The sequence below is a fragment of the Herbinix luporum genome (assembly GCF_900070325.1).
Classification (GTDB): domain Bacteria; phylum Bacillota; class Clostridia; order Lachnospirales; family Lachnospiraceae; genus Mobilitalea; species Mobilitalea luporum.
Window position 1 is genome coordinate 1,053,211 of record NZ_LN879430.1, and the last position, 23,482, is coordinate 1,076,692.

Here is a 23,482-nt window from a genome sequence, read left to right on the forward strand (position 1 = left end):
CCTTTCGACCGCCCTAAAATTATACAAAAGCAAGCCTAATTATACCGGAGGTGAAATTAATGAGGCGTAAAGGGGTTAGTTACGCTAAATATGGGTATATATTCTGTATACCATTTGTAATTGCATACTTGATTTTTTCATTTTATCCAACTATTTTTACTTTAGTAATCGGTTTTACTGATTTTAAGGGGTTAGGTAAAACTGAATTTAATTTCTTGGATAATATATTTGAGAATTTTATATTGATACTGAAAAATCCTTCATTTAAAAGATCATTAAGCAATACAGTTGTTATCTGGATTGCAAACTTTATACCACAGATTTTATTGGCACTTCTTCTTACTGCTTGGTTTACAAGTCATCGTCGTAAAATTAAAGGGCAAGGTATATTTAAAGTATTGTTCTATATGCCAAACATTATAACTGCTGCAACTATTGCTATATTATTTAGTTCATTGCTTGCTTACCCCATTGGACCCGTTAATGCATTATTACAAAAACTAGGATTTATAGACGAACCAACTTATTTTCTTATGAGTAAGAAAATTGCCCGGGGAACAGTGGCATTTATACAGTTCTGGATGTGGTATGGATATACAATGATTGTACTAATATCAGGAGTGCTAGGTATCAATCCTGAATTATTTGAAGCTGCAGAAATTGACGGCGCCAACAGTAGACAGATATTTTTCAGAGTAACGCTGCCAAATCTGAGAACCATAATGCTATTTACCTTGGTTACCAGCTTAATTGGTGGATTAAATATGTTTGATATCCCTAAGCTTTTCTTAAACGGTGGTCCTGATAACGCCACGGTTACAACTAATGTATTTATATATAACCAGGCATTTTCAGGAAGTTATCTATATAATCGTGCTGCGGCTGCCAGTGTCATAATGTTTTTAATTATATCTGTATGTTCGGCAATACTATTTATGATACTACGTGATAAAGAAGCCTCTAAACTTAGAAAACTGGAAAAGATGCAGCAAAAAGAACTTAGAAAAGCTGAAAAAGAAACAAGGAGGCTGGATAATGAGACGTGAGACGACCACACCTCAACGGATATATAAGATATTTATATACATAGTATGTATACTGTTGGCAATTTTAAGCATACTTCCGTTTTGGATTATGATTGTAAATTCAACTCGTAGTACTGCTCAGATACAATCAAATGCCTTATCATTATTTCCGTCTAAATATTTAATTAACAATTTTAAAGTTTTTATAGGTAAAAGTTTTAATCCCTTAAGAGGGTTTATAAATTCAGTAATTATATCTACAAGTGTAACAGCATTAACAGTTTACTTTTCATCACTGACAGCTTATGCTCTAGTGGCATATAGTTGGAGACTCAGGCAAGCTTTCTTTACATTTATTATGGCTATAATGATGATTCCGGCACAGATAACCAGTATAGGATTTTATCAATTTATGTATCGTATTGGCTGGACTAATAACTTTCTACCTTTAATTCTTCCGGCGATTGCAGCACCTTCAACCGTGTTTTTTATGCGACAATATCTATTAGGGACCTTATCACTGGATATTGTAAATTCCGGTAGAATTGACGGGGCGGGAGAGTTTCATATCTTTAATAGAATTATAATACCTATTATGAAGCCTGCCATAGCTACCCAAGCTATCTTCGCATTTGTGGCTAGCTGGAACAATCTATTTATGCCAATGATTTTATTAACAGATTCTAAAAAATATACAATGCCAATAATGGTAAGTTTGTTAAAAGGAGACTTTTATAAGACAGAATTTGGATCAGTTTATCTTGGACTTACTTTGACTGTTTTACCCTTATTTGTTGTATATTTCTTATTAGCTAAGTATATTATAGCCGGAGTAGCTTTAGGAAGTGTCAAAGAATAATTAAAATAGATTTATACTATTGAAATATTGCAAACAAAAAGAGATGGTAACTGATATTACCATCTCTTTTTGTTTACAATATTCGTTTATGCTCATAATTTGTCGACAGTAGCTATCTGCACTTGACATTTGTGTGTATTTATATAGAATAAATATATATGCTTATTTACTAATCCCTAATAGATATGCTAATTGTATATACATAATAGCTTATTTAAGTTATAATTGGCCGGTTACTTCATAATTGTAAATAAGTATTAAATAACTAGACAAAACAAGGAGGAAGAACAATGTCAGAATATGCTACTTTAGAAGTGGAAGTAAGAAAAAATATTACTAAAGCAGAGAATAAGAAATATCTTAATAATGGTTATATTATTGGTGTAATTAATCAGAAAGGTTTAGATTCAATACCCATTGCTGTTAAGAGGGATGCTTTTAGGAAGGTACTTAAGGATTATGGCAGAAATGCTATAGTAAAATTGAAAGATTCAGATAAGAATAATTATGATGTAATGGTAAAGTCTATAGAGCTATCTCCTTTAAAATATGAGTATTATCATGTGGATTTTCAGAAGATTTCTCTTGATGAAGAAATTAAAGTTGATGTGGCTTTAAAATTCCTAGGTGGCGATTTATTAGAGTCTAAACGTCTTATTTTAAATAGGCAAATGGATACGATTTTAGTATCTGGATTGCCTCAAAATATTCCTGAGGCTATCGAAGTAGATGTATCTAATAAAGAAAGTGGAGATAATATATTTGTAAGTGATTTAGAACTTGGAAAAGGTATTACTGCTGAAGTAGATTCTACTTTGTTGGTTGCCTCCATAACTGAATCTAAGGTTGAAGTGGAAGAGGAAGAGACAGAAGATCAAAACGAAGTTGCAGCAACTACCGAAGACTAATAATCATTAGATATCCAAATAAAATATATTAAAGTAAAATATATCAAAATTATGGACTTTAACACAATAATATGCTATTATTAGATAAATAATAGCATATTATTTTTTGAATACGAAGGATATGAAATGATTAGAAAATATATAGAAAAGCAAAATAATATACCTAAATCCCCCAATCTTATAATTAATAAACCAATACTTTGGATTGGTCATTTTGTGTGCTTTTTTATATTAATAATAAGCAGTGTCTCCTATGCTCTATTGTATAAGGAAGAACACAAATGGCTTTTTATTATTCCTGCCAGCTCTTTAATTATTTTTTTAATAAGTGTTTGGTATATGAAGATGTTAAAAAAGCAGATAAATGACATACATAATTATAGTATATGGTGTAAGGATAATGAGAAAATTCTTCATCAACTGCTTTATTACGATAACTTAACAGGTCTACCTAACAGAAAAATGCTTCTTGATGAAATGAATCGCATGATAGAAGAGGATAAGAATATAAAGTTTTATCTGATTTATTTTGATATAGATGATTTTAAAAGAATTAATGAAACAGCAGGTTATTTTGTAGGAGATGAAATTCTTCGCCAAGTTTCTTGTAGATGGAATAGTATAACAAGAGATAAGGATTTACTGGGCAGGTTAAGCGGAGATGAATTTTCTCTGTTAATTAAGGGAGATTTAGACAGAGATAGGTTGCTAGAATATTTGGAAAAATTCCGTGGGATTCTTAGTGAACCCATAAGTCTATTCGGTAAAGATTATTTAATAAGTGCCAGCTTTGGTATTGCGGAATATCCCTGTGATGGCAAGGATGGGGTAGAAATACTTAAAAGTGCCGATATAGCTATGAGTATGGCTAAAAAATCCGGTAAAAACTTTATTCAATTTTATACATATGAGATGCAGTTGGAAATTTTAAAAAGATTACAGATAGAAAACGGCTTGCTTTATTCAGTTAAAAATAATGAATTGTATATGGTTTATCAGCCTATGTATCATTGTGAAACAAAGGCGCTTCGAGGTTTTGAAGCCTTGGCCAGGTGGAAATATCCAGGCATAGGCTTTGTAGGACCATCTCAGTTTATACCTATTGCTGAGGAAACAGGGATTATTGTTGATATTGGAAAATGGATTATCCATGAAGTATTGACAAAGTTTATGGAGCTTCAAAGAAGATACCAGTTTTCAACCATTGTATCTATTAATATTTCTGTGGTACAGATGATAGATTCTTCATTTGTATCTATGATTAAAGATGTTATTAAAGAAACTGGATTTGACAGTAAATATTTAGAACTGGAGATTACAGAATCTGTCTTAATATCTTATCCGGAGCAAATTATAGATATAATAAAACAGTTAAGAGCTTTGGGAATTCGAGTTGCTTTAGATGACTTTGGAACAGGATATGCTTCTTTAAGCTATCTTCAGATGCTTCCTATAAACGTTTTAAAGATTGATAAGTCGTTTATTGACAAAATTAATATAGAGGATTCGATGAACCAGATTGTAGAACATATCATTAATCTGGCCCATCGGCTTGGAATTGAAGTGGTAGCAGAAGGTGTGGAAAAAGAGGAACAGTTAAATTTCCTCTTACAACATGGATGTGATTATATTCAGGGGCATTTATTAAGTGCACCTCTTGAGGATGAGCTTATAATAAATCAATTCCTATCCCTGCAAAACAACTAATTAATTAGCTATAGGAAAATTCAAGTGTTACAAATGCTTCAATAGAAGTAGCTCCGGGTTCAATTGGAGTTGTAACAATATCTTCTCTTAAAAAAGTTCTGCTTGGAGATACAGATGGGCTAGTGTTTTCTATTATCCTTGTTGGAATTGGATTTAGTTTGGCATTAAATTTTTCTGCAATTGATCTTGCTTTTATGGTGCCATTAGTTAGAGCAAGACTCAATGCTTCAAGGTAATAAGTTTCAGTTTCAGATACTTCAAAACTTATTAATTCAACCAAATTTGCCCCCATTGATACGGCAGTATCAATAATTATACCACTCATATCTATCATATGAGTTCGAATTTCAAATATATGGCGGACCGAGAATCCTCGGTCTATTCTTATGCCGTTTTGAAAATCATATATTTTATCAATTAAATATTGAAAGGTAGCTATATCGGTTATTCCTATCTGATTAAGGCTTTCTAGAACTGCTTGGCTTATTCTAGCATTTTCTTCTTGGACGCTGCTTAAATTATCTCCACTGGTCAATACCCCTAGTCTTATTACTACCATATCTGGTATGACCTTTACCTTACCCGTACCGGTAACTGTCATTATGTTTTGATCTCTTTTTATCTGAAAATTATTTTCCATATAATTAGCTCCTAATTATTCTTACCTAAGTATATGAAATTCTATGCTTGTTTAGAATGACATAATCTGCTAATATAATTATTAATGTAAATTTAAATACTGGAGGAAGAACATGAATACATTTCTTTTTGATTTAGACGGAACCTTATTGCCCATGGATCAGGATTATTTTGTAGATTTATATTTTAAAGGGATAGCTGCAAAGCTTCTTCCTTATGGAATAGATTCTAAAATCTTAATAAAAACGGTCTGGGAAGGCACAAAGGCAATGATAGCAAATGACGGAACTATGAATAACAGTCAGCGGTTTTGGAATACAGCCAGTGATATTTTAGGAAAAAATATCTTGGATTATGAGCCGGTTTTTTATGATTATTATAAAAATGAATTTCAAGAAGTGAAAAAAGCCTCAAGACCAAGTGGATTTGCAAAAGAGTGTATAAAAAAACTTAAAAGTAAGGGCTATAGGCTTGTGCTTGCAACAAATCCCCTTTTTCCTCAGATTGCTACCCATAGCCGTATTCGCTGGGCCGGACTAGAACCTGAGGATTTTGATTGGATTACTACTTACGAGAATTCTTCTTACTGTAAGCCTAATATAAAATACTATAAAGAGATTCTTCAAAATATAGGGGCTAATCCCAAACAATGTATAATGATAGGTAATGATGTTAGTGAGGATATGGTCGCAAGCAGCTTGGGAATGAATACTTTTCTTGTAACAGACTGTTTGATTAACTCAGAGGGAGAGGATATTAGCCAATATGAAAAGGGTTCTCTTAAGGATTTGTTGGAATATATAAAGGAGTTGCCAGGGATAAATTAGTAGGATACAAAAAGATATTAATAGGACTAAGACATGGGTTTTAAACCTTTGTCTTAGTCCTAATTTTTAACTTAGTCTGCTTCTTATATTTGTTTATTTAATTCAGCTTGGAGCTTTTTATCTTTTTCTATGACTTCCTTAGTCATTTCATTTCTCATATCATCAAGCTTAGCGGATAATTCGCAATCATTAACTGCCAGAATCTGAACTGCTAGTAAGGCAGCATTGGCAGCACCATCAATAGCAACCGTGGCAACAGGAATTCCCTTTGGCATCTGAACTGTAGATAAGAGGGCATCAAGTCCATCTAAGGTAGAAGATTTTATGGGGATACCTATTACCGGTAAAGTGGTATGGGCTGCTATAACTCCTGCCAGGTGTGCTGCTTTTCCTGCTGCACATATAATAACACCAAAACCATTTTCTTTAGCATTTGAAGCAAATTCACAGGCATGTTTGGGAGTTCTATGGGCGCTCATAATATGGACTTCTGTTTTAATTTCAAAATCCTTAAGGATATTAATGGCATCTTTTACAATTGATAAATCAGAGTCACTCCCCATTATTACTGCTACTTTTTTTAGCATAGTAACCTCCTTGTATATTAAAGCTTATTTTATAAATTTATTTTTATATAAAAGTAATAGCTTAAAAGAATGTGCAATAAATATAGCTTATATTTATTAATGTGTCAATAAAAAATATTCAAATGAACTTAAATATCAACAGAAAAAAACCAGTATACTTACGTTTTATATTAGATATTTAGGACTATATTATGTGTAAAAATAATGTATAAAAATAATGTGTAAATTAATTCCTATTAATGGTTGAAATTTATCCTTAATTGTAATATAATAATGCAAGATTTAAAAAAATTATAAAATTTATAAAAAAATTATTATATAAAGTAGGGTTTATTATGAGATACAATATTTTTATAGTGTTAACCCAGACTAAGACCTATCCTGCCAGGGTTATACGATTATATACTAATGAGCCTTACGCCCATGCTTCCATTGCTTTTGATGAGAATTTAGATGAAATGTATAGCTTTGCACGACGGGGAATGTATAATCCATTTAACGCCGGATTTATTAGAGAATATATTGATAAGGGTGTTTTTGGACGATTTAATTCTACTACTTGTTGTATATATAGGCTTAATATAAGCAAAGATCAGTATATAAGGCTGCGTAAGGAAATAGATATATTTAAGGAGAATAAAAAAGAATATTCATATAATTATCTGGGTTTATTGGGAGCAGCATTTAATATTCCTATATGTTCTAAACATAGATATTTTTGCTCTCAGTTTGTTGCATATGTCCTTGAAAAGAGCGGTATACATATTTTTGATAAAAGCTATGCTTTGATAAAGCCAAGGGATATAAGAATTAATCCATATTTAGAAAAAATATATCAAGGCAGATTAAGTGACTATCGCATTTTTAAGAAGAAAAATTTAATTGCATTAGAAGGGGAGGCTATATTATAGAATAAAATTGAGGCTGCTTCTACCGAAGTATATAATCAGGTAGAACAGCCTCAATTTATTTAAAGTTAGATTTTAATATTCAACATGCTTATTCTTTTCTGACATGTGCATGAAAATCTTTATAATTTCATTTACTATAAGTGGCACAAGGGCAAATACGAATACAATTCCCCAATCCTGAAGAGATAGGTTCTGTACCTGAAATGCCTTGGCAAAGGCAGGGATTGAGATAACAGCAAGTTGAAGTATAAGTCCTACAGCTATGGCACCTATAAGATACTTATTCTTAAATAGGCCTACTTGGAAAATAGATTTTGTGGTGTTACGCATTGAAAGAGAGTAGAATAGCTGGGAAGCAGCCAGCACCACAAATGCCATGGTTCTTGCATAAGTTAGAGCATTTTGGTGATTAGGGTTACTTAAATCAATACCTGTTGTTCCAAGAGGGATATTATGTTCCCATAAACCGTAGTAAAAGGCAGTTAATGTTAATAGGCCTATTAATGTTCCTCCTAAGATAGCACGAACTCCTGCACCTCTTGCAAAGAAGCTTTCCTTAGGATTTCTGGGTTTATACTTCATTACATCGTGATCTCCCGGATCTACTCCTAAGGATATGGCAGGTAGGGAGTCTGTAATAAGGTTAATCCAAAGTAAATGAGTAGCAAGCAGGGGCACAGGCCAATTAAGAAGGATAGACAGGAATATGGCTATAACCTCACCTAAGTTACAAGACAGCAGGAATATAACTGCCTTCTTAATATTATTATATATATTTCTTCCTTCTTCAATGGCATGAACAATAGTAGTAAAATTATCATCGGTAAGTATCATATCGCTGGCACCTTTAGCTACATCGGTACCGGTAATTCCCATGGCTACACCGATATCTGCATATTTAAGGGAGGGTGCATCATTAACACCGTCACCGGTCATGGATACTATATTACCTTGAGCTTTAAATGCTCTGACAATTTTAACCTTATGTTCGGGAGATACTCTGGCAAATACCCTATAATCATTAATTCGCCTTGAAAACTCTTCATCAGACATTTGATCAATCTCTGTACCGGTAATACTTTGGTCGATACTTTCTGCAATATCCAGCTCTTTAGCAATGGCAACGGCTGTGTTTTTATGGTCACCGGTAATCATTATAGGTATTATACCTGCGTTTTTAGCCTCACGGATAGAGTCTTTTACCTCAAGTCTTGGAGGATCAATCATGCCTACCAGGCCGACTAAGGTAAGGTCTTTTTCCATTTCTCCCGGTTCGATTATTTCTTCAGTGTCTTTATAAGCTGCACCAAGAACACGAAGGGCAGAATCGGACATTTCTTCTGTTACTTTAAGGAATTTCTGTTTTATATCATCGGTCAAAGGAACAATATTGCCCTCAACTAAGACAGTATTACAAATCTGTAAAAGATTATCTATAGCACCCTTAGTATTTACTCTGTATCCTTTTCCTTCTATATTTAGGGTAGACATAAGTTTACGGTCAGAATCAAAAGGAAATTCTGAAACTCTCTTATGTTCTTTATTTAGTGCATCTTTTGTTAAATTATATTTGTTACCGAGAACAATAAGTGCAATCTCGGTAGGATCACCTGTACCTTGGCCGTTTTCATAGGTGGCATCGGAACATAGAACTAGGGTTTTTATTAATTCTTTTTCATTGTTAGTTCCGCTTAAATTCTCCGCAGATTGGCTAACGTCTGTAAGTGAACCATAAGTATAATGCTTTGTTACTGTCATTTTGTTCTGGGTAAGTGTACCTGTCTTGTCTGAACAAATTATATTAACAGAACCAAGGGTTTCAACTGCGGGAAGTTTTTTTACTATAGCATTGATTTTAGACATTCTGGTAACCCCTAAAGCTAAAACAATAGCTACTATAGCTGCCAGACCTTCTGGAATTGCAGCAACAGCCAAGCTAATGGCAGTTAAAAACATCTCTAAAATATCTCTTTTTTGGATAAGAGCTATTACAAAAATCAGGACACAGATTCCGATGGCCAGAAATCCAAGGATTCGTCCAAGCTCATCTAATCTTTTTTGTAAAGGTGTCATTTCATTTGTATCATCATCTAAAATTTTTGCTATTTTACCGATTTCGGTATCCATAGCAGTAGCAACAACTATACCTTCCCCTCTACCATAGGTAACTAGGGTTGACATAAAAGCCATATTGGTTTTATCCCCTAGGGATGTATTGGGATCTGAATGTATGGCTGAGGCATCCTTATTAGTAGGAACAGATTCACCGGTTAGGGCTGATTCCTCAATCTGAAGATTGGCACTTTCTATAAGTCTTATATCCGCAGGGATGAAACGACCTGCATCTAAAATAATAAGATCTCCCGGTACGACTTCTTCAGAGTTTATCTCTATAACCTCCCCATCTCTACGTACCAGGGATTTAGGAGTGGTCATTTTTTGCAGGGCTTCAACAGCTTTTTCTGCTTTAGCTTCTTGTACAACACCGATTACTGCATTTAGAACTACAACCAGTAGAATAATTATAGCATCGGAATACTCACCGATTGCTATTGTAATTGCAGCAGCTCCTAAAAGAACATAGATAAGCATATCGTTTAACTGGGAAAAGAATAAAGACAATATGCTTTTTTTGGGTTTACCCTTTAGTTTATTCATTCCGTACTGTTCAAGTCGCTTTGCAGCTTCTTCTTTAGATAGACCAACACTGGGGTCTACATTAAATTCTTTTATAACTTCTTCCTGTGATTTTGAAAACCACATATCTACACCTCTTTCATCAGTATGTTTTTATTATCGTTCCTTAAATTAATGTCCATTATACTTTACATATCATTACTCCTTTTTTTATTTTTGCGTGCAAATAATTATAACAAAATATTTTAATCGTAACATTAGAATTTGATAAAAATTTTTAATTTATAAAAATACTTGCAATATTAACGAATACCATAGAAAATATAATAAAAGATAATATAAGGAATGTGGCACATATGAACTTTATATTATGGGAGGATTCTAAAGATATGTTAGATTTATTAAGAACTTATTTTAAAAATTATGGAGCAAATAAAGGAATAGCCGAGATATTGGCGGCTCTTGCTATTACATTTTTTCTTCTGCTAATCAGCATATTAGCGCATTTCATATTAAAAAAAGTAATATTACGGATAGTAACTAAAATAATAAAAAACAATAAATTAGCCTGGGATGATATTCTTTTGGAACGAAAGGTTATACAAAGGGTACTGATGATGGTTCCGGGCATTATCATCTATAGTGCAGCAATACTATATGAAAATAAAGAACTTATTGAAGTTATACAGCGTTTGGCTACAACTTATGTGCTGATTATAATGTTTTTTGTTATTAGTTCTGTTTTAAACGCCATTGATGATATTTATCGCACCAAGCCAATATCTAAGTTAAGACCCATTAAGGGTTTCCTTCAAGTGGTAAAAATAATAGCCTATATTGTTAATGTCATTATAATAATTGCTAACTTATTAGATAAAAGCCCCTTATTATTACTAAGTAGTATAGGTGCCTTAACCGCAGTATTTTCATTTGTATTTAAAGATTCTATACTTGGCTTTATAGCCGGTATACAGCTAACATCCAATGATATGCTTAGAATAGGGGATTGGATTGATATGCCCAAGTATGGAGCCGATGGAGACGTAATTGATATCACCTTAAATACGGTTAAGGTTCAGAATTTTGATAAAACTATAGTAACCATACCGGCTTATGCCCTGATTTCAGATTCTTTTAAAAACTGGAGAGGTATGCAACAATTTGGAGGAAGAAGAATTAAAAGATCAATTTATATTGATGTAAATACTATCTGTTTTTGTACTCCGGAAATGATTGAAAAATTTAAAAAGATACATTACTTAGAAGAATATATTTCTGAAAAAGAGAAGGAAATTGAAGAATATAATATTAAAAATAATATAGATACAAATCAAAAGATTAATGGACGGCGCATGACTAATATTGGAACATTTAGAGTATATCTACAAAACTATATTAATAATCATCCCGGTATAAATCAGGAGAAGATTACTATGGTAAGGCAATTGGCTCCCGATGAGAAAGGCTTGCCACTTGAAATCTATGGTTTTACCAAAGATACTATTTGGGTAAATTATGAAAGGGTGCAAGCGGATATATTTGACCATATTTTTGCGGTTGCAGGGGAATTTGGTTTGAGAATTTACCAGAAACCTTCAGGTTATGACATAAGGAATGCTACTTGTAATGATAATCTGAATGATATTAATAAAAAGGTTAACTAAAATGAAGAATGACAGAAGCGGAAATAATAAATATTTCCGCTTCTGCCATCTGGTGTCTCAAATATTTACTTGTTGGTGTAACCTTACAATGAGATTTACAAGAACTTATACCAATAATGGTTAGTTTTCTTGCTTACAGAATTAAACTGTCCAAAGCAACCACCTCATGTTCTTGGTTAACCCACACTTATAGTTTTTGTTTGTAATTCTGAGACTAAATTACAAACAAGATCTATATCCAGATACGGATGAGCTTATTCGAACTAGTTACTCATGATGTCAAGCATGTTTACATGGTTTAAGCATGTTTTACATGGTTTAAGCATGTTTACATGGTTTAAGCATGTTTTTAACATGGTTTAAGCATGTTTACATGGTTTAAGCATGTTTTTAACATGGTTTAAGCTCTTTGTCCGTATCTATCACTTATTATATCTAAATAAATAAAAAATATACCTTATAAAATATATTTTTATATATATTTTTTATTTATCGAAAACGATTAAGTAAAATTTACAAAAAACACTTGCAAAAATCTTAGAAAAGGTTTAAGATAATAATACAAAGATTAGTAATAAACATATAGAAATTGCCATTATATTAAAAATGTATTTTTATAAAAAGAGTATTTAAGTATTATACTTGGTATAAATCCCAACAAAACAATATATAAATTCAATTTATTGTATATAGTGACGAACAAAAAAATAAGAAAACGTTTAAGTAGATTTGTATAATCTATATGAATAGGGGATAAGCATGGTATCAATAAAGGATATATCTATCAGATGTGGCGTGTCAGTTGCTACTGTTAGCAAGGCTTTAAATAATCACAACGATATTTCTGAAGCCACTAAAAAGCATATTCTTAAAGTGGCAAGAGAAATGGGATATTTTCCAAATTCTTTTGCTAGAGCTTTAAAAACCAATCGTACATATAATATCGGAGTTCTTTTTGTAGATGAAGCACAGAGCGGACTGACCCATGAGTATTTTGCTAATGTCTTAGATAGTTTTAAGGTTGAAGCAGAAAGTCATGGATATGATATTACCTTTATTAATAAACATATGGGATTAAATAAAATGTCATACTATGAACATAGCAAATATAGAGGTGTTGATGGTGTAGTAATTGCCTGTATAGATTTTTCAGATCCCGATGTGTTAGAGCTTATTAATGGTGATTTACCTGTAGTTACTATTGACCATGTATTTGACAATAGAACTGCTATTATTTCTGATAATGTTAAGGGTATGAGGGATTTAATCACATATATTTACCAGATGGGACACAGAAAAATTGCATATATTCATGGAGCAGATTCTTCTGTTACACAAAATCGTGTGGGAAGTTTTTATAAAACCTTAAGTGAGTTGGGAGTTGACATACCTGATAAATATGTCAAAAGTGGCATTTACCATGATGCTGAAACTACATATAAGCTTACCAAGGAATTATTATCCATAAAAGATCGTCCCACCTGTATTGTTTTCCCCGATGATTTTTCCTGTATCGGTGGAATTAATGCTATTAAAGATTACGGTCTTTCTATTCCGGATGATATCTCAGTGGCTGGATATGACGGAGTCCTTTTATCACAGGTACTTGATCCGAAAATAACCACCCTAAAACAGGATACAAAAGCCTTAGGAAAAAATGCAGCTTTAAAGCTAATTGAATTAATAGAAAATCCTAAAGCCAGTATTATAGAAAGAATTGTAATTGAAGGAAAACTTATACAGGGTGAATCTGTTAGGAATCTTAATTAAAATTAATTAAGATAGATTAGCCAGTCATTTTATTTTGTAAAGCAATATGTATAGCGATGAAGGGGAGTTTTAACATATAAAAATACATATAAAATGACAGGTATCTTATATTTTTCCTCCTATATATATCCGCTGCTTTCATTAAACCTGGGGAGAGTTTGATGAAAAGCAGCGGATATATTTTTGTTATTTATTTATCAAAATTGTTTAAAAATTCAAATAATTAAATAAATATTTGGTAAAATAACAAATAAGATATTCATATTTGCCTTTAAAGCATTGAATAAATAAACTAATTCATATATAATAAAAGTGGTTTTTTTTACAAAACCTAAAGTGAGGTGAAAATATGGCAAAGGAAACAGTAGAAGCAATCCGTAAAGCGGAAGCTTTAGCTGCACAAATGGAAAAAGAAGCTTTAGAGAAAAAAGAAAAAATGATTTATCAGGCACAAAATAATGCCAGAGAACTAGTAAGTAAATTAATTAAAGAAGCAGAAAAAAAGGCTAAAGATGATATTAATAAAGCTGAGCAAGAAAGGGAATTAATATTGGAAAAGGCTAGTGAAGAAGCCAAGCAAGAAGCTGATCTTCTTCTAGCTATGGCCAAGAAAAAGGAGCAATCAGCAATAGACCTAGTTATCTCCAATATCTTATAATTTTAATAAAAATATAAAAGCAAAGGAGGTGTTAGGTTATGGCTTTGCTGCAGATGCAGCGTATTTATATTTATGCTTTAAAAAAAGATAGAAAAAAGATACTTGAACTTCTACAGCGCCGTGGAGTTATAGAAATAAGGAGTATGTTAAAAGAAGATAGTATCTTTCATAAAACCGATGTCCAAGAAGCAAAGGAGGGCTTTGAAAAAAATATAGCTTTGGTTAATAATGCCCTAGAGATGCTTAATAGCTATGTTAAAGAGGATAACTCCTTGCTTAGTGTATTATATGGCAAGAAGGAAATACCTGTAGAAGTCTATGACTCATTTGCAGAGCAATACGAATCTGTAATTGGGATAGCAAATCGCATTATCAGCTTATCCAAAGAAATTGTAGAATGTAGGTCAGAAATATTAAAATTACAGGCTCAGATTGAAATCCTTAAACCATGGGTTAATCTAGATATACCCTTAAACTTTAAGGGGACAAAATATACAGCAGGCTTTATAGGAAGTTTGCCTAGAGCTTGGACATTGGAAGAGCTATATGAAAAGCTGGCACAGTATATGCCTCTAGAGATTGAAATAATAAGCTCTACCAAGGTACAAACCTGTCTATTTGTCCTTTGTTCCAATAGCAAGAAGGATAAGGTTTTTGAGGCTTTAAGGGAAATAGACTTTACCCTTCCTTCCTTATCTATAGATAAGTCTCCAAAAGAGCAGCTTCAAACTCTTGAACTGGAACTAAAAAAACTTCAAGATCAGGTTGATATGGCCTTAGAGGAGATAACATCCTATGATAAAGAGAGGGATAATTTACATTTCTTATTGGACTATGAAACTATTAGATTGGAAAAGTATGAAGTTATTGGAAAGCTTCTTCAATCTAAAAATGTATTTATTATTACAGGATTTATTCCGGAAAAAGACAGCCATAACGTAACAGAAGAATTAAAATCAAAATTTGACCTAATGGTGGAAGTAGAGCAGCCTAAAAAGAAAGATGATGTTCCGGTGCTTTATAAAAACAATGGTTTTAGTGAACCTTTAGAGGGAACGGTTAATTCCTTTAGCCCACCGGGTAAGGGGGAGATGGATCCTACTATGGCCATGTCCTTATTCTATTATATATTATTTGGATTAATGCTTTCTGATGCAGGTTATGGATTTATAATAGCTGCAGGATGTGCATTTGTCCTTTATAAATTTAGGAACACCCTAGAACGGCCCATGAAAAACACCTTAAAAATGTATTTGTATTGTGGTGTCGCCACTGTCTTTTGGGGAGTTATGTTTGGCAGCTATTTTGGGGATATATTTGATGTGGTAGGAAGCACCTTTTTTGGTGTAACTGATATTCCGGTAATTGCTCCATTATGGTTCTTTCCGGTAGAAAAACCTATGTTAATGCTGACATTTTCCATGGCAATAGGGATAGTTCATCTGTTAACAGGCCTTGCCATGAAGGGATACCAAATGGCAAAACATAAGGATTATAAGGGAATAATTTATGATGTGGTATTTTGGTATGTACTTCTTATAAGTTGTGTGATTTTACTCCTATCCATGGAGATGGTTACAAATATATTAGGAATTTCTGTATCATTACCTTATAGGGTAATAGATATAGCTAAAATTCTGGCAATTATATCAGCTGTAGGAATAGTACTTACCAACGGTAGAGAATCAAAACATCCCTTTAAACGTTTCTTAAAAGGTTTATATGCATTATATGGCATATCAGGTTACCTTAGTGACGTACTATCTTATTCTAGATTACTGGCTTTAGGCCTTGCAACCGGTGTTATCGGCTCTGTAATTAATAAGATGGCAGCCATGACAGCAGGTGGCTTTTTTGGTCCTATTTTATTTACAATAATAGTTATAATAGGACATGCCTTAAATATAGGTATAAATGCCCTTGGGGCATATGTTCATACTAACCGTCTTCAATACGTAGAGTTCTTTGGAAAATTCTACGAAGGTGGCGGTAAAATATTTAAACCTTTCGGAATTAATACAAAATATTATAAAATTAAGGAGAGTAGAAAATATGGAAGTATTAAATAGTTATGGTATTGTATTAGCTTTAATTGGAGCAGTATTATCAGCCCTTATTCCGGGAATGGCCTCAGCAAAGGGTGTCAGCATGGGCGGTATTGCCGGTGCCGGAGTTATTACCGAAGATCCTTCACAATTTGGTAAGGTACTTATTCTTCAGCTTCTTCCCGGAACTCAGGGTATCTATGGACTTTTGATTGCCTTTATTACCTTATCTCAAATTGGTGTTCTAGGTGGAAGCAGTGATATTTCCTTTGTAAAAGGTGTTCTTTATTTGGCAGCATGTATGCCTATAATAATAGTAGGTTATGCATCATGTATCCGACAGACAAAAGCTTCTATTGCCAGCATTGGGGTTGTAGCTAAAAGACCTGATCAGTTTGGTAAAGCCATGATTTTCCCGGCAATGGTTGAGACATATGCTATTTTAGCACTTCTTATTTCTATGTTGGCAGTAAACGGTGTTAGTGGATTAAACATATAAATATGTTAAACATATAAATATGTTAAACATATAAATATGTTAAACATATAAATGTTAAACATATTAATATATAACAGTTGGGAGAATTAGCATGACTGGATTAGAAAAAATTATTGAGGTAATAGAAGCGGATTCTAAGGCAAACATAGAGAAGATAATGGCTGAAGCTAATGAAGAAACAGAAAAGATTTTGTCTTTAGCTAGAAAAGAGGCCAAAGAAAAGTGTGCTGAAATTTCCGCAAAAACCGAGAACCAAGTTAAAATTATTTTAAACCGTGCCCAGTCAGGAGCAAATCTTATAAAAAGACAAATGATTTTGGAAGCAAAGCTTAAGATGATTAATGAAATCATTGATAAAGCTAAAAGCAAACTGTCCAGTCTTTCAAATACAGATTATTTTAATACAATCCTTCAAATTATTAAAAAGCATGCCCATCCGCAAGAAGGTATAATAATGTTTTCCGAGTACGACTTAAAAAGAATACCCAATGATTTTGAAAAAAACTTGGAAAATACTCTAAAAGATATTAAGAATGCAGCCTTGACAATATCAAAGGAAGCTGCCCCCATTGATGGCGGCTTTATACTTGTATACGGAGATATAGAAGAGAATTGCTCCTTTAAGGCATTATTTAACAATGCTAAAGAAGAGCTGCAGGATAAGGTTAATGCATTTTTGTTCCAATAAATGAAGGAACGGAAAGAAGGTGATAGCTTGCAACAATCATTTAATGAAATGACTGATAAGCTTTATATATATGCAGTGGCACGGATTCGTTCAAAGGAGTTATTATTATTTACTAAGTCAGATATAGAGCAACTTATGAGTTGTAAAACTGAAAAAGAATGCTTGGGTTTTTTAGCTGATAAAGGTTGGGGAAAGGATGGAGTAGAAACTTCCGAGGAACTTTTAGCTGCAGAAAGAGAAAAAACCTGGGATTTATTAAAAGAGCTGGTCCAGGATATATCTGTTTTTAACACATTTCTTTACGGAAATGACTATCATAATTTAAAAGCTGCTATAAAGCAGGTATATAAAAATATTGAGCTTCCGAATTTATATCTGTCAAATTGTACCATAGATCCTGAATTGATAAAAAAGGCAGTCAGTGAACAAGATTTTTCACTCCTTCCGGAACATATGCAGGATGTGGCCAAAAATGCTTATGAGATTCAGTTTCATACCGGAGACAGTCAGCTTTGTGATATAGTTATAGATAAGGCTGCCCTTGATACTATTTATGCCCATGGAAAGGCCTCTAAAAGTGAACTTCTTAGCCAATACGTGGAGCTAAAAGTGGCAGCAGCCGATATAAATATAGCTATACGAAGTGTTAAGACAGGCAAAGATAAAGATTTTTTAGAAAAGGCTTTGGCAAAGTGTGAAAGTCTTGATATAGAAAAACTTATCACTAGTGCCACAAAGGGTATAGAGGCAATATATGAATATTTGAACAGTACAGTTTATTCGGATGCTGTATTAGCAATAAAAGAATCTTCTCAGGCTTTTGAACGTTGGTGTGATAATCGAATTATTGAACTTATAAGGCCACAAAAATACAATCCCTTTACCTTATCTCCTCTTGTTGCATATTTACTTGCGAGGGAAAATGAGATTAAGACAGTTCGTATTTTGCTATCGGGAAAGAGAAATGATATAGCGGATAATGTAATCCGAGAAAGATTGAGGGAAATGTATGTATAAGGTAGCTGTAATGGGTGATCGTGACAGTATATATGGCTTTGCTGCTATCGGCTTAGATACCTTCCCGGTAAAAGAGCCCCAAGAAGCGGCAAAACTTATAAAGGAACTGATTGAAGAAAAATATGCAGTAATATATATTACGGAAAGTCTTCAGTCTGTTCTAGAGCCGGAGATTGATAAATATGTTACTGAAAAATTACCGGCAATTATACCTATTCCCGGAGTATCCGGTAATACGGGAAAAGGTATGCGAAATGTTAAGAAATCTGTAGAGAGGGCCGTAGGCTCGGATATTATATTTAACAATGAATAGATTTATAAAATAGAGAATAAGAAGCAGGTGAAAAATATGAGCATAGGCACCATAAAGAAAGTAGCCGGTCCCTTGGTTATTGCAGAAGGAATGCGCAATGCCAATATGTTCGACGTGGTTCGAGTAAGTAAGCAGCGTCTAATCGGTGAAATTATAGAAATCCATGGGGATCAAGCTTCTATCCAAGTATATGAAGAAACTTCAGGACTTGGACCGGGAGAACCTGTGGAATCAACCGGTTCCCCCCTTAGTGTAGAATTAGGACCGGGACTGATAGGAAGCATATTTGATGGTATTCAACGTCCCCTAGTAGACATTATGGAGGCAACCGGTACAAATCTTAAACGTGGTGTTGAGATTCCATCCCTAAATAGAGAAAAAAAATGGCATTTTGTACCCACCGTATCCGTAGGTGCACAGGTACAAGCAGGAGATATTATAGGAACAGTAAAAGAAACCGAGATAGTAATTCAAAAAATCATGGTTCCTTACGGACTTAAGGGTAAAATCACATCTATAAAAGAAGGAGATTTTACCGTTCTTGATACTGTTGCGGTATTAGAAAAAGAAGATAAGACCACAGAAAATATTACTTTAATGCAAAAATGGCCGGTTCGTAGAGGCAGACCTTACAATCAAAAATTATCACCGGATCAACCTCTTATAACCGGACAAAGAGTAATTGACACACTATTTCCTATAGCTAAAGGTGGAGTTGCAGCGATTCCGGGACCATTTGGAAGCGGTAAGACCGTAGTTCAGCATCAGCTGGCAAAATGGGCCGATGCAGATATTGTGGTATATATAGGCTGTGGAGAGCGTGGAAATGAAATGACAGACGTTCTTAATGAATTTCCTCAGCTAAAAGATCCCAAGACAGGTAATTCTTTGATGGAGCGAACAGTACTTATTGCTAACACCTCAGATATGCCGGTTGCTGCCCGTGAGGCTTCCATTTATGTCGGCATTACCATAGCAGAGTACTTCCGTGATATGGGTTATTCCGTAGCCTTAATGGCGGATTCCACATCCCGTTGGGCTGAGGCTCTTCGTGAGATGTCAGGCCGTCTTGAAGAAATGCCCGGAGAGGAAGGATATCCTGCATATTTAGCCAGCCGTTTAGCACAGTTTTATGAAAGGGCCGGAAGAGTAATTTCTTTAGGAAGGGACGGCAGAGAGGGAGCCTTATCTGTTATCGGGGCAGTATCACCCCCCGGAGGTGACATATCAGAACCGGTATCCCAAGCTACCCTTCGTATAGTAAAAGTCTTTTGGGGCCTTGATTCTAATTTGGCTTATAGAAGGCATTTTCCGGCTATAAACTGGCTGACTAGTTATTCCTTATATGATATGGGTAAGTGGTTTAATTCCAATATAAACGATAGATGGACTCTGCTTAAGAGTCGTATTATGAAATTACTAAATGATGAAGCAGAACTTGATGAAATTGTAAAGCTGGTAGGTATGGATGCCCTGTCAGCCTCTGATCGTTTAAAATTAGAAGCGGCAAGATCTATACGTGAGGACTACCTCCATCAAGATGCTTTCCATGAAGATGATACCTATACAAGTCTTGAAAAGCAATATCTTATGATGGAGCTTATCCTTAAGTTTTATGACAGTAGTTTGGAATATTTAGATAAAGTATCTATTGATGATTTGACAAAATTACCTGTTAGGGAAAGAATAGGCCGCTTTAAGTATGTAGCTAAAGATAAGATTAATAAAGAATATGAAGAAGTTCTCCTGCAATTAAGCCGTGAGATTAAAGAACTTGTACAGAAGGAGGGAGCCTAATGCCAAAAGAATATAGAACAATTCAAGAGGTGGCAGGTCCTCTTTTGTTGGTTCGTGGTGTAGAAGGAGTAACCTTTGATGAACTTGCTGAGATTGAGCTTGAAAACGGTGAAAAACGCCGTTGCAGAGTTTTGGAAATTGACGGTGATAATGCACTGTTACAATTATTTGAACACTCTACAGGTATAAATTTATCCAGCAGTAAAGTTCGCTTTTTGGGACGCAGTATGGAGCTGGGTGTATCTGAAGATATGTTAAGCCGAGTATTTGACGGTTTAGGACGTCCAATTGATGGGGGCCCGGAGATTTTACCGGAAAAAAGGATGGATATTAATGGTTTACCTATGAATCCCGCCGCCAGAAACTATCCCCAGGAATTTATTCAAACAGGAATTTCTGCTATTGACGGATTAAATACCCTGGTTCGGGGTCAAAAACTTCCTATATTTTCAGCCAGTGGACTTCCCCATGCACAATTAGCTGCACAAATAGCCCGTCAAGCCAAGGTTAGGGGGACAAAGGAGCCTTTTGCCGTTGTATTTGCCGCTATGGGTATTACTTTTGAAGAAGCTAATTTCTTTACGGAGTCTTTCCGTGAAACAGGGGCTATTGATAGGACAGTAATGTTTATAAATCTGGCCAATGATCCGGCTATAGAACGAATATCCACTCCTCGTATGGCCTTAACAGCCGCTGAGTATCTGGCGTTTGATAAAGATATGCATGTTCTTGTAATCCTTACTGATATTACTAACTATGCGGATTCACTTAGAGAAGTTTCCGCAGCCAGAAAGGAAGTTCCTGGACGGCGAGGATACCCCGGTTACATGTATACGGACCTGGCTTCATTATATGAAAGAGCCGGAAGAAAAAAGGGCAAGGCAGGTAGTATTACTATGATTCCAATACTGACCATGCCGGAGGATGATAAAACTCATCCTATACCTGACCTTACAGGATATATTACTGAAGGCCAGATTATCCTAAGTCGTGAGTTATATAGGCAATCCATAGAGCCTCCCATTGATGTACTTCCTTCTTTGTCCCGTCTAAAAGATAAGGGAATCGGTGAAGGTAAAACCAGAAAAGATCATGCCAATACCATGAATCAGATTTTTGCAGCATATGCAAGAGGTAAAGAGGCAAAAGAGTTGATGGTGGTTCTTGGTGAAGCAGCCTTAACAGATATAGATAAATTATATGCACAGTTTGCCGATGCATTTGAAAGAGAGTATGTTTCCCAAGGATATAATTGCAACCGTGATATTGAGGAAACATTAAATCTTGGCTGGAAACTTCTTGCTATCCTTCCAAGAGCTGAGCTTAAGAGAATTAAGGACGATTTATTGGACGAATACTATGGTAAGTTTTAGAAAGGGGAGGTTTTATGGCTAATATACATGTAAATCCTACCCGCATGGAACTGACCAAGTTAAAGAAGAAATTGGCTACAGCTACCAGGGGACATAAGCTACTTAAGGATAAAAGGGACGAGCTTATGAGGCAGTTTCTAGAGCTGGTTAAGGAAAATAAAGCCTTAAGGGAGAAGGTTGAAGCGGGCATTCATGCTGCCAATAAAAAATTTCTATTGGCCAGATCTGTTATGGATGATGAAATATTAAATGTTTCCTTAATGGCACCTAGGCAGGAAGTTTATCTAGAATGCCATACAAAAAATGTTATGAGTGTGGATATATTGCAATTTGATTATAAAACCAAGTCTCCCGATGAACATGATATATATCCATATGGCTATGCATTTACATCCAGTGATTTAGATGAGGCAGTAAAGAGCCTACAAGATATTTTACCTGATATGTTAAAGCTTGCAGAAGTTGAAAAATCCTGTCAATTGATGGCTGCAGAAATTGAGAAAACCCGCCGAAGAGTTAATGCTCTTGAACATGTAATGATTCCTGAAATGCAAGAAAAGATAAAATATATTGTTATGAAATTAGATGAGAATGAGAGAAGCACACAAGTTCGACTTATGAAAGTTAAGGATATGATGTTAGAGCAGGCCCATCGATATAGGGAAAAATATTATAACTAATCTAGCAGTATTTTTTAAGGTATAGGACCAATATTATTGGGAATACTTCTAAAAGAAACCAATTATGGAGGTCGTTATACTATGGCAGTGGACTTTAAGAGCAGTCAGACTAAGGATAATCTGATGAGAGCTTTTGCAGGAGAAAGTATGGCAAGAAATCGCTATACCTTTGCAGCTTCACAGGCAAAAAAGCAAGGCCATCATGTTATTGAAGCAATTTTTAGGTTTACAGCAGATCAGGAAAAGGAGCATGCAGAGATTTTTTATAATCATATGAAGAAGATGGCAGGAGAAAATATTCATGTTGATGGTTCATATCCGGTAGATATTACCGATGATTTAGTAGAGCTACTTCGTATGGCTCAGCATAACGAATATGAAGAATATGATCCTGTATATAAGAAATTTGGAGATATTGCTAAAGAAGAAGGATTTTCTGATATTGCTTCATCTTTTCATATGATATCAAAGATTGAGAAAACTCACGGTGATAGATTTGCAAAATTTGCTCAGTTACTAGAGGAGAATCAGCTTTATAAAGCTGATGAGGAAATAGGATGGATGTGTTTAAACTGCGGCCATATACATTGGGGAAAAGAAGCTCCTAAAATATGCCCAGTCTGTGACCATAATAGAGGATTCTTTATAAGGCTTGAAATGGCGCCATATAGTTAATCTGATTAATACTGATGAGAGTTATTGCAAATATATAAAAATATACTTAGCCAAAAGTCTTTAAAATAAGTGCAAATTACCCTAATTCCATTAAATGAAAAATTTAATGCTTAATCAGGGTAATTTTGCACTTATTTTGCTTATGTAGTAACTAAAACTATGTGTAGGGGATAGTAAAACTATAATATATTGACAGTAAATCC

At 34.2% G+C, this 23,482-nt stretch carries 21 protein-coding genes; 18 read left to right on the forward strand and 3 right to left on the reverse strand.

Annotated features, from left to right (window positions below):
- Positions 1-59: 59 nt before the first annotated feature.
- The 4 genes from SD1D_RS04840 to SD1D_RS04855 all read left to right on the forward strand — a co-directional run bounded on the left by SD1D_RS04840 (position 60) and on the right by SD1D_RS04855 (position 4,499).
- On the forward strand, positions 60-1,046 hold the full coding sequence (locus SD1D_RS04840) for a carbohydrate ABC transporter permease (protein WP_058257882.1): 987 nt from the start codon (positions 60-62) through the stop codon (positions 1,044-1,046).
- The gene (locus tag SD1D_RS04845) at positions 1,036-1,884 is read left to right on the forward strand and encodes a carbohydrate ABC transporter permease (protein ID WP_058257883.1); all 849 of its coding nucleotides are present in this window, start codon (positions 1,036-1,038) and stop codon (positions 1,882-1,884) included. Before SD1D_RS04840 ends, SD1D_RS04845 begins: the two co-directional genes overlap by 11 nt.
- Positions 1,885-2,174: 290 nt before the next feature.
- A complete protein-coding gene (locus SD1D_RS04850; protein ID WP_058257884.1) occupies positions 2,175-2,792 on the forward strand; it encodes a 50S ribosomal protein L25 in 618 nt (205 codons plus the stop codon).
- 339 nt (positions 2,793-3,131) lie between these two features.
- Positions 3,132-4,499: a putative bifunctional diguanylate cyclase/phosphodiesterase gene (locus SD1D_RS04855; RefSeq protein WP_162287266.1), complete on the forward strand. Its 1,368-nt coding sequence runs from the start codon at positions 3,132-3,134 to the stop codon at positions 4,497-4,499.
- A gap of 4 nt (positions 4,500-4,503) precedes the next feature.
- On the opposite strand, the gene SD1D_RS04860 is transcribed toward SD1D_RS04855, so the two are convergent.
- A complete protein-coding gene (locus SD1D_RS04860; RefSeq protein ID WP_058257886.1) occupies positions 4,504-5,139 on the reverse strand; it encodes an SIMPL domain-containing protein in 636 nt (211 codons plus the stop codon).
- Between the two features lie 112 nt (positions 5,140-5,251).
- Between SD1D_RS04860 and SD1D_RS04865 the strand changes: the two genes are divergently transcribed.
- Positions 5,252-5,965, forward strand: coding sequence for an HAD family hydrolase (locus tag SD1D_RS04865; protein WP_058257887.1), 714 nt, complete (start codon positions 5,252-5,254; stop codon positions 5,963-5,965).
- An 83-nt stretch (positions 5,966-6,048) separates the two neighbouring features.
- Here the strand turns inward: SD1D_RS04865 and purE are convergent, their stop codons facing one another.
- Complete coding sequence (gene purE / locus SD1D_RS04870) at positions 6,049-6,552, reverse strand: 5-(carboxyamino)imidazole ribonucleotide mutase (RefSeq protein WP_058257888.1); 504 nt, start codon at positions 6,550-6,552, stop codon at positions 6,049-6,051.
- Positions 6,553-6,887: 335 nt separating this feature from the next.
- On the opposite strand from purE, the gene SD1D_RS04875 reads away from it, so the two are divergent.
- Positions 6,888-7,463, forward strand: coding sequence for a hypothetical protein (locus SD1D_RS04875; protein ID WP_058257889.1), 576 nt, complete (start codon positions 6,888-6,890; stop codon positions 7,461-7,463).
- 72 nt (positions 7,464-7,535) lie between these two features.
- On the opposite strand, the gene SD1D_RS04880 is transcribed toward SD1D_RS04875, so the two are convergent.
- On the reverse strand, positions 7,536-10,226 hold the full coding sequence (locus SD1D_RS04880; protein ID WP_058257890.1) for a cation-translocating P-type ATPase: 2,691 nt from the start codon (positions 10,224-10,226) through the stop codon (positions 7,536-7,538).
- Positions 10,227-10,489: 263 nt separating this feature from the next.
- On the opposite strand from SD1D_RS04880, the gene SD1D_RS04885 reads away from it, so the two are divergent.
- The 12 genes from SD1D_RS04885 to rbr all read left to right on the forward strand — a co-directional run bounded on the left by SD1D_RS04885 (position 10,490) and on the right by rbr (position 23,279).
- Entirely contained in the window at positions 10,490-11,764 is a 1,275-nt protein-coding gene (locus SD1D_RS04885) for a mechanosensitive ion channel family protein (RefSeq protein WP_058259199.1), read from the forward strand.
- Between the two features lie 759 nt (positions 11,765-12,523).
- Positions 12,524-13,534, forward strand: a complete 1,011-nt coding sequence (locus SD1D_RS04890; RefSeq protein ID WP_058257891.1) for a LacI family DNA-binding transcriptional regulator — start codon at positions 12,524-12,526, stop codon at positions 13,532-13,534.
- 349 nt (positions 13,535-13,883) lie between these two features.
- Complete coding sequence (locus SD1D_RS04895) at positions 13,884-14,192, forward strand: hypothetical protein (RefSeq protein WP_058257892.1); 309 nt, start codon at positions 13,884-13,886, stop codon at positions 14,190-14,192.
- Positions 14,193-14,230: 38 nt separating this feature from the next.
- Positions 14,231-16,261 carry a V-type ATP synthase subunit I gene (locus SD1D_RS04900; protein ID WP_058257893.1) on the forward strand — a complete coding sequence of 677 codons (2,031 nt, stop codon included), beginning with the start codon at positions 14,231-14,233 and terminating at the stop codon, positions 16,259-16,261.
- Positions 16,245-16,736, forward strand: coding sequence for a V-type ATP synthase subunit K (locus SD1D_RS04905; protein ID WP_058257894.1), 492 nt, complete (start codon positions 16,245-16,247; stop codon positions 16,734-16,736). The genes SD1D_RS04900 and SD1D_RS04905 overlap by 17 nt, the downstream gene beginning before the upstream one ends.
- 91 nt (positions 16,737-16,827) lie before the next feature.
- Complete coding sequence (locus SD1D_RS04910) at positions 16,828-17,424, forward strand: V-type ATP synthase subunit E (RefSeq protein ID WP_058257895.1); 597 nt, start codon at positions 16,828-16,830, stop codon at positions 17,422-17,424.
- Positions 17,425-17,472: 48 nt separating this feature from the next.
- Positions 17,473-18,441, forward strand: a complete 969-nt coding sequence (locus SD1D_RS04915) for a V-type ATPase subunit (RefSeq protein WP_058259200.1) — start codon at positions 17,473-17,475, stop codon at positions 18,439-18,441.
- Positions 18,434-18,754 carry a V-type ATP synthase subunit F gene (locus tag SD1D_RS04920; protein ID WP_058257896.1) on the forward strand — a complete coding sequence of 107 codons (321 nt, stop codon included), beginning with the start codon at positions 18,434-18,436 and terminating at the stop codon, positions 18,752-18,754. Before SD1D_RS04915 ends, SD1D_RS04920 begins: the two co-directional genes overlap by 8 nt.
- Before the next feature lie 36 nt (positions 18,755-18,790).
- Entirely contained in the window at positions 18,791-20,551 is a 1,761-nt protein-coding gene (locus tag SD1D_RS04925; protein ID WP_058257897.1) for a V-type ATP synthase subunit A, read from the forward strand.
- Positions 20,551-21,924 carry a V-type ATP synthase subunit B gene (locus tag SD1D_RS04930; protein WP_058257898.1) on the forward strand — a complete coding sequence of 458 codons (1,374 nt, stop codon included), beginning with the start codon at positions 20,551-20,553 and terminating at the stop codon, positions 21,922-21,924. Before SD1D_RS04925 ends, SD1D_RS04930 begins: the two co-directional genes overlap by 1 nt.
- 14 nt (positions 21,925-21,938) lie before the next feature.
- The gene (locus SD1D_RS04935; RefSeq protein WP_058257899.1) at positions 21,939-22,604 is read left to right on the forward strand and encodes a V-type ATP synthase subunit D; all 666 of its coding nucleotides are present in this window, start codon (positions 21,939-21,941) and stop codon (positions 22,602-22,604) included.
- Between the two features lie 81 nt (positions 22,605-22,685).
- Positions 22,686-23,279 (forward strand): rubrerythrin, encoded by a 594-nt coding sequence (rbr, locus tag SD1D_RS04940; RefSeq protein ID WP_058257900.1) that lies wholly within the window; start codon positions 22,686-22,688, stop codon positions 23,277-23,279.
- Positions 23,280-23,482: the final 203 nt, after the last annotated feature.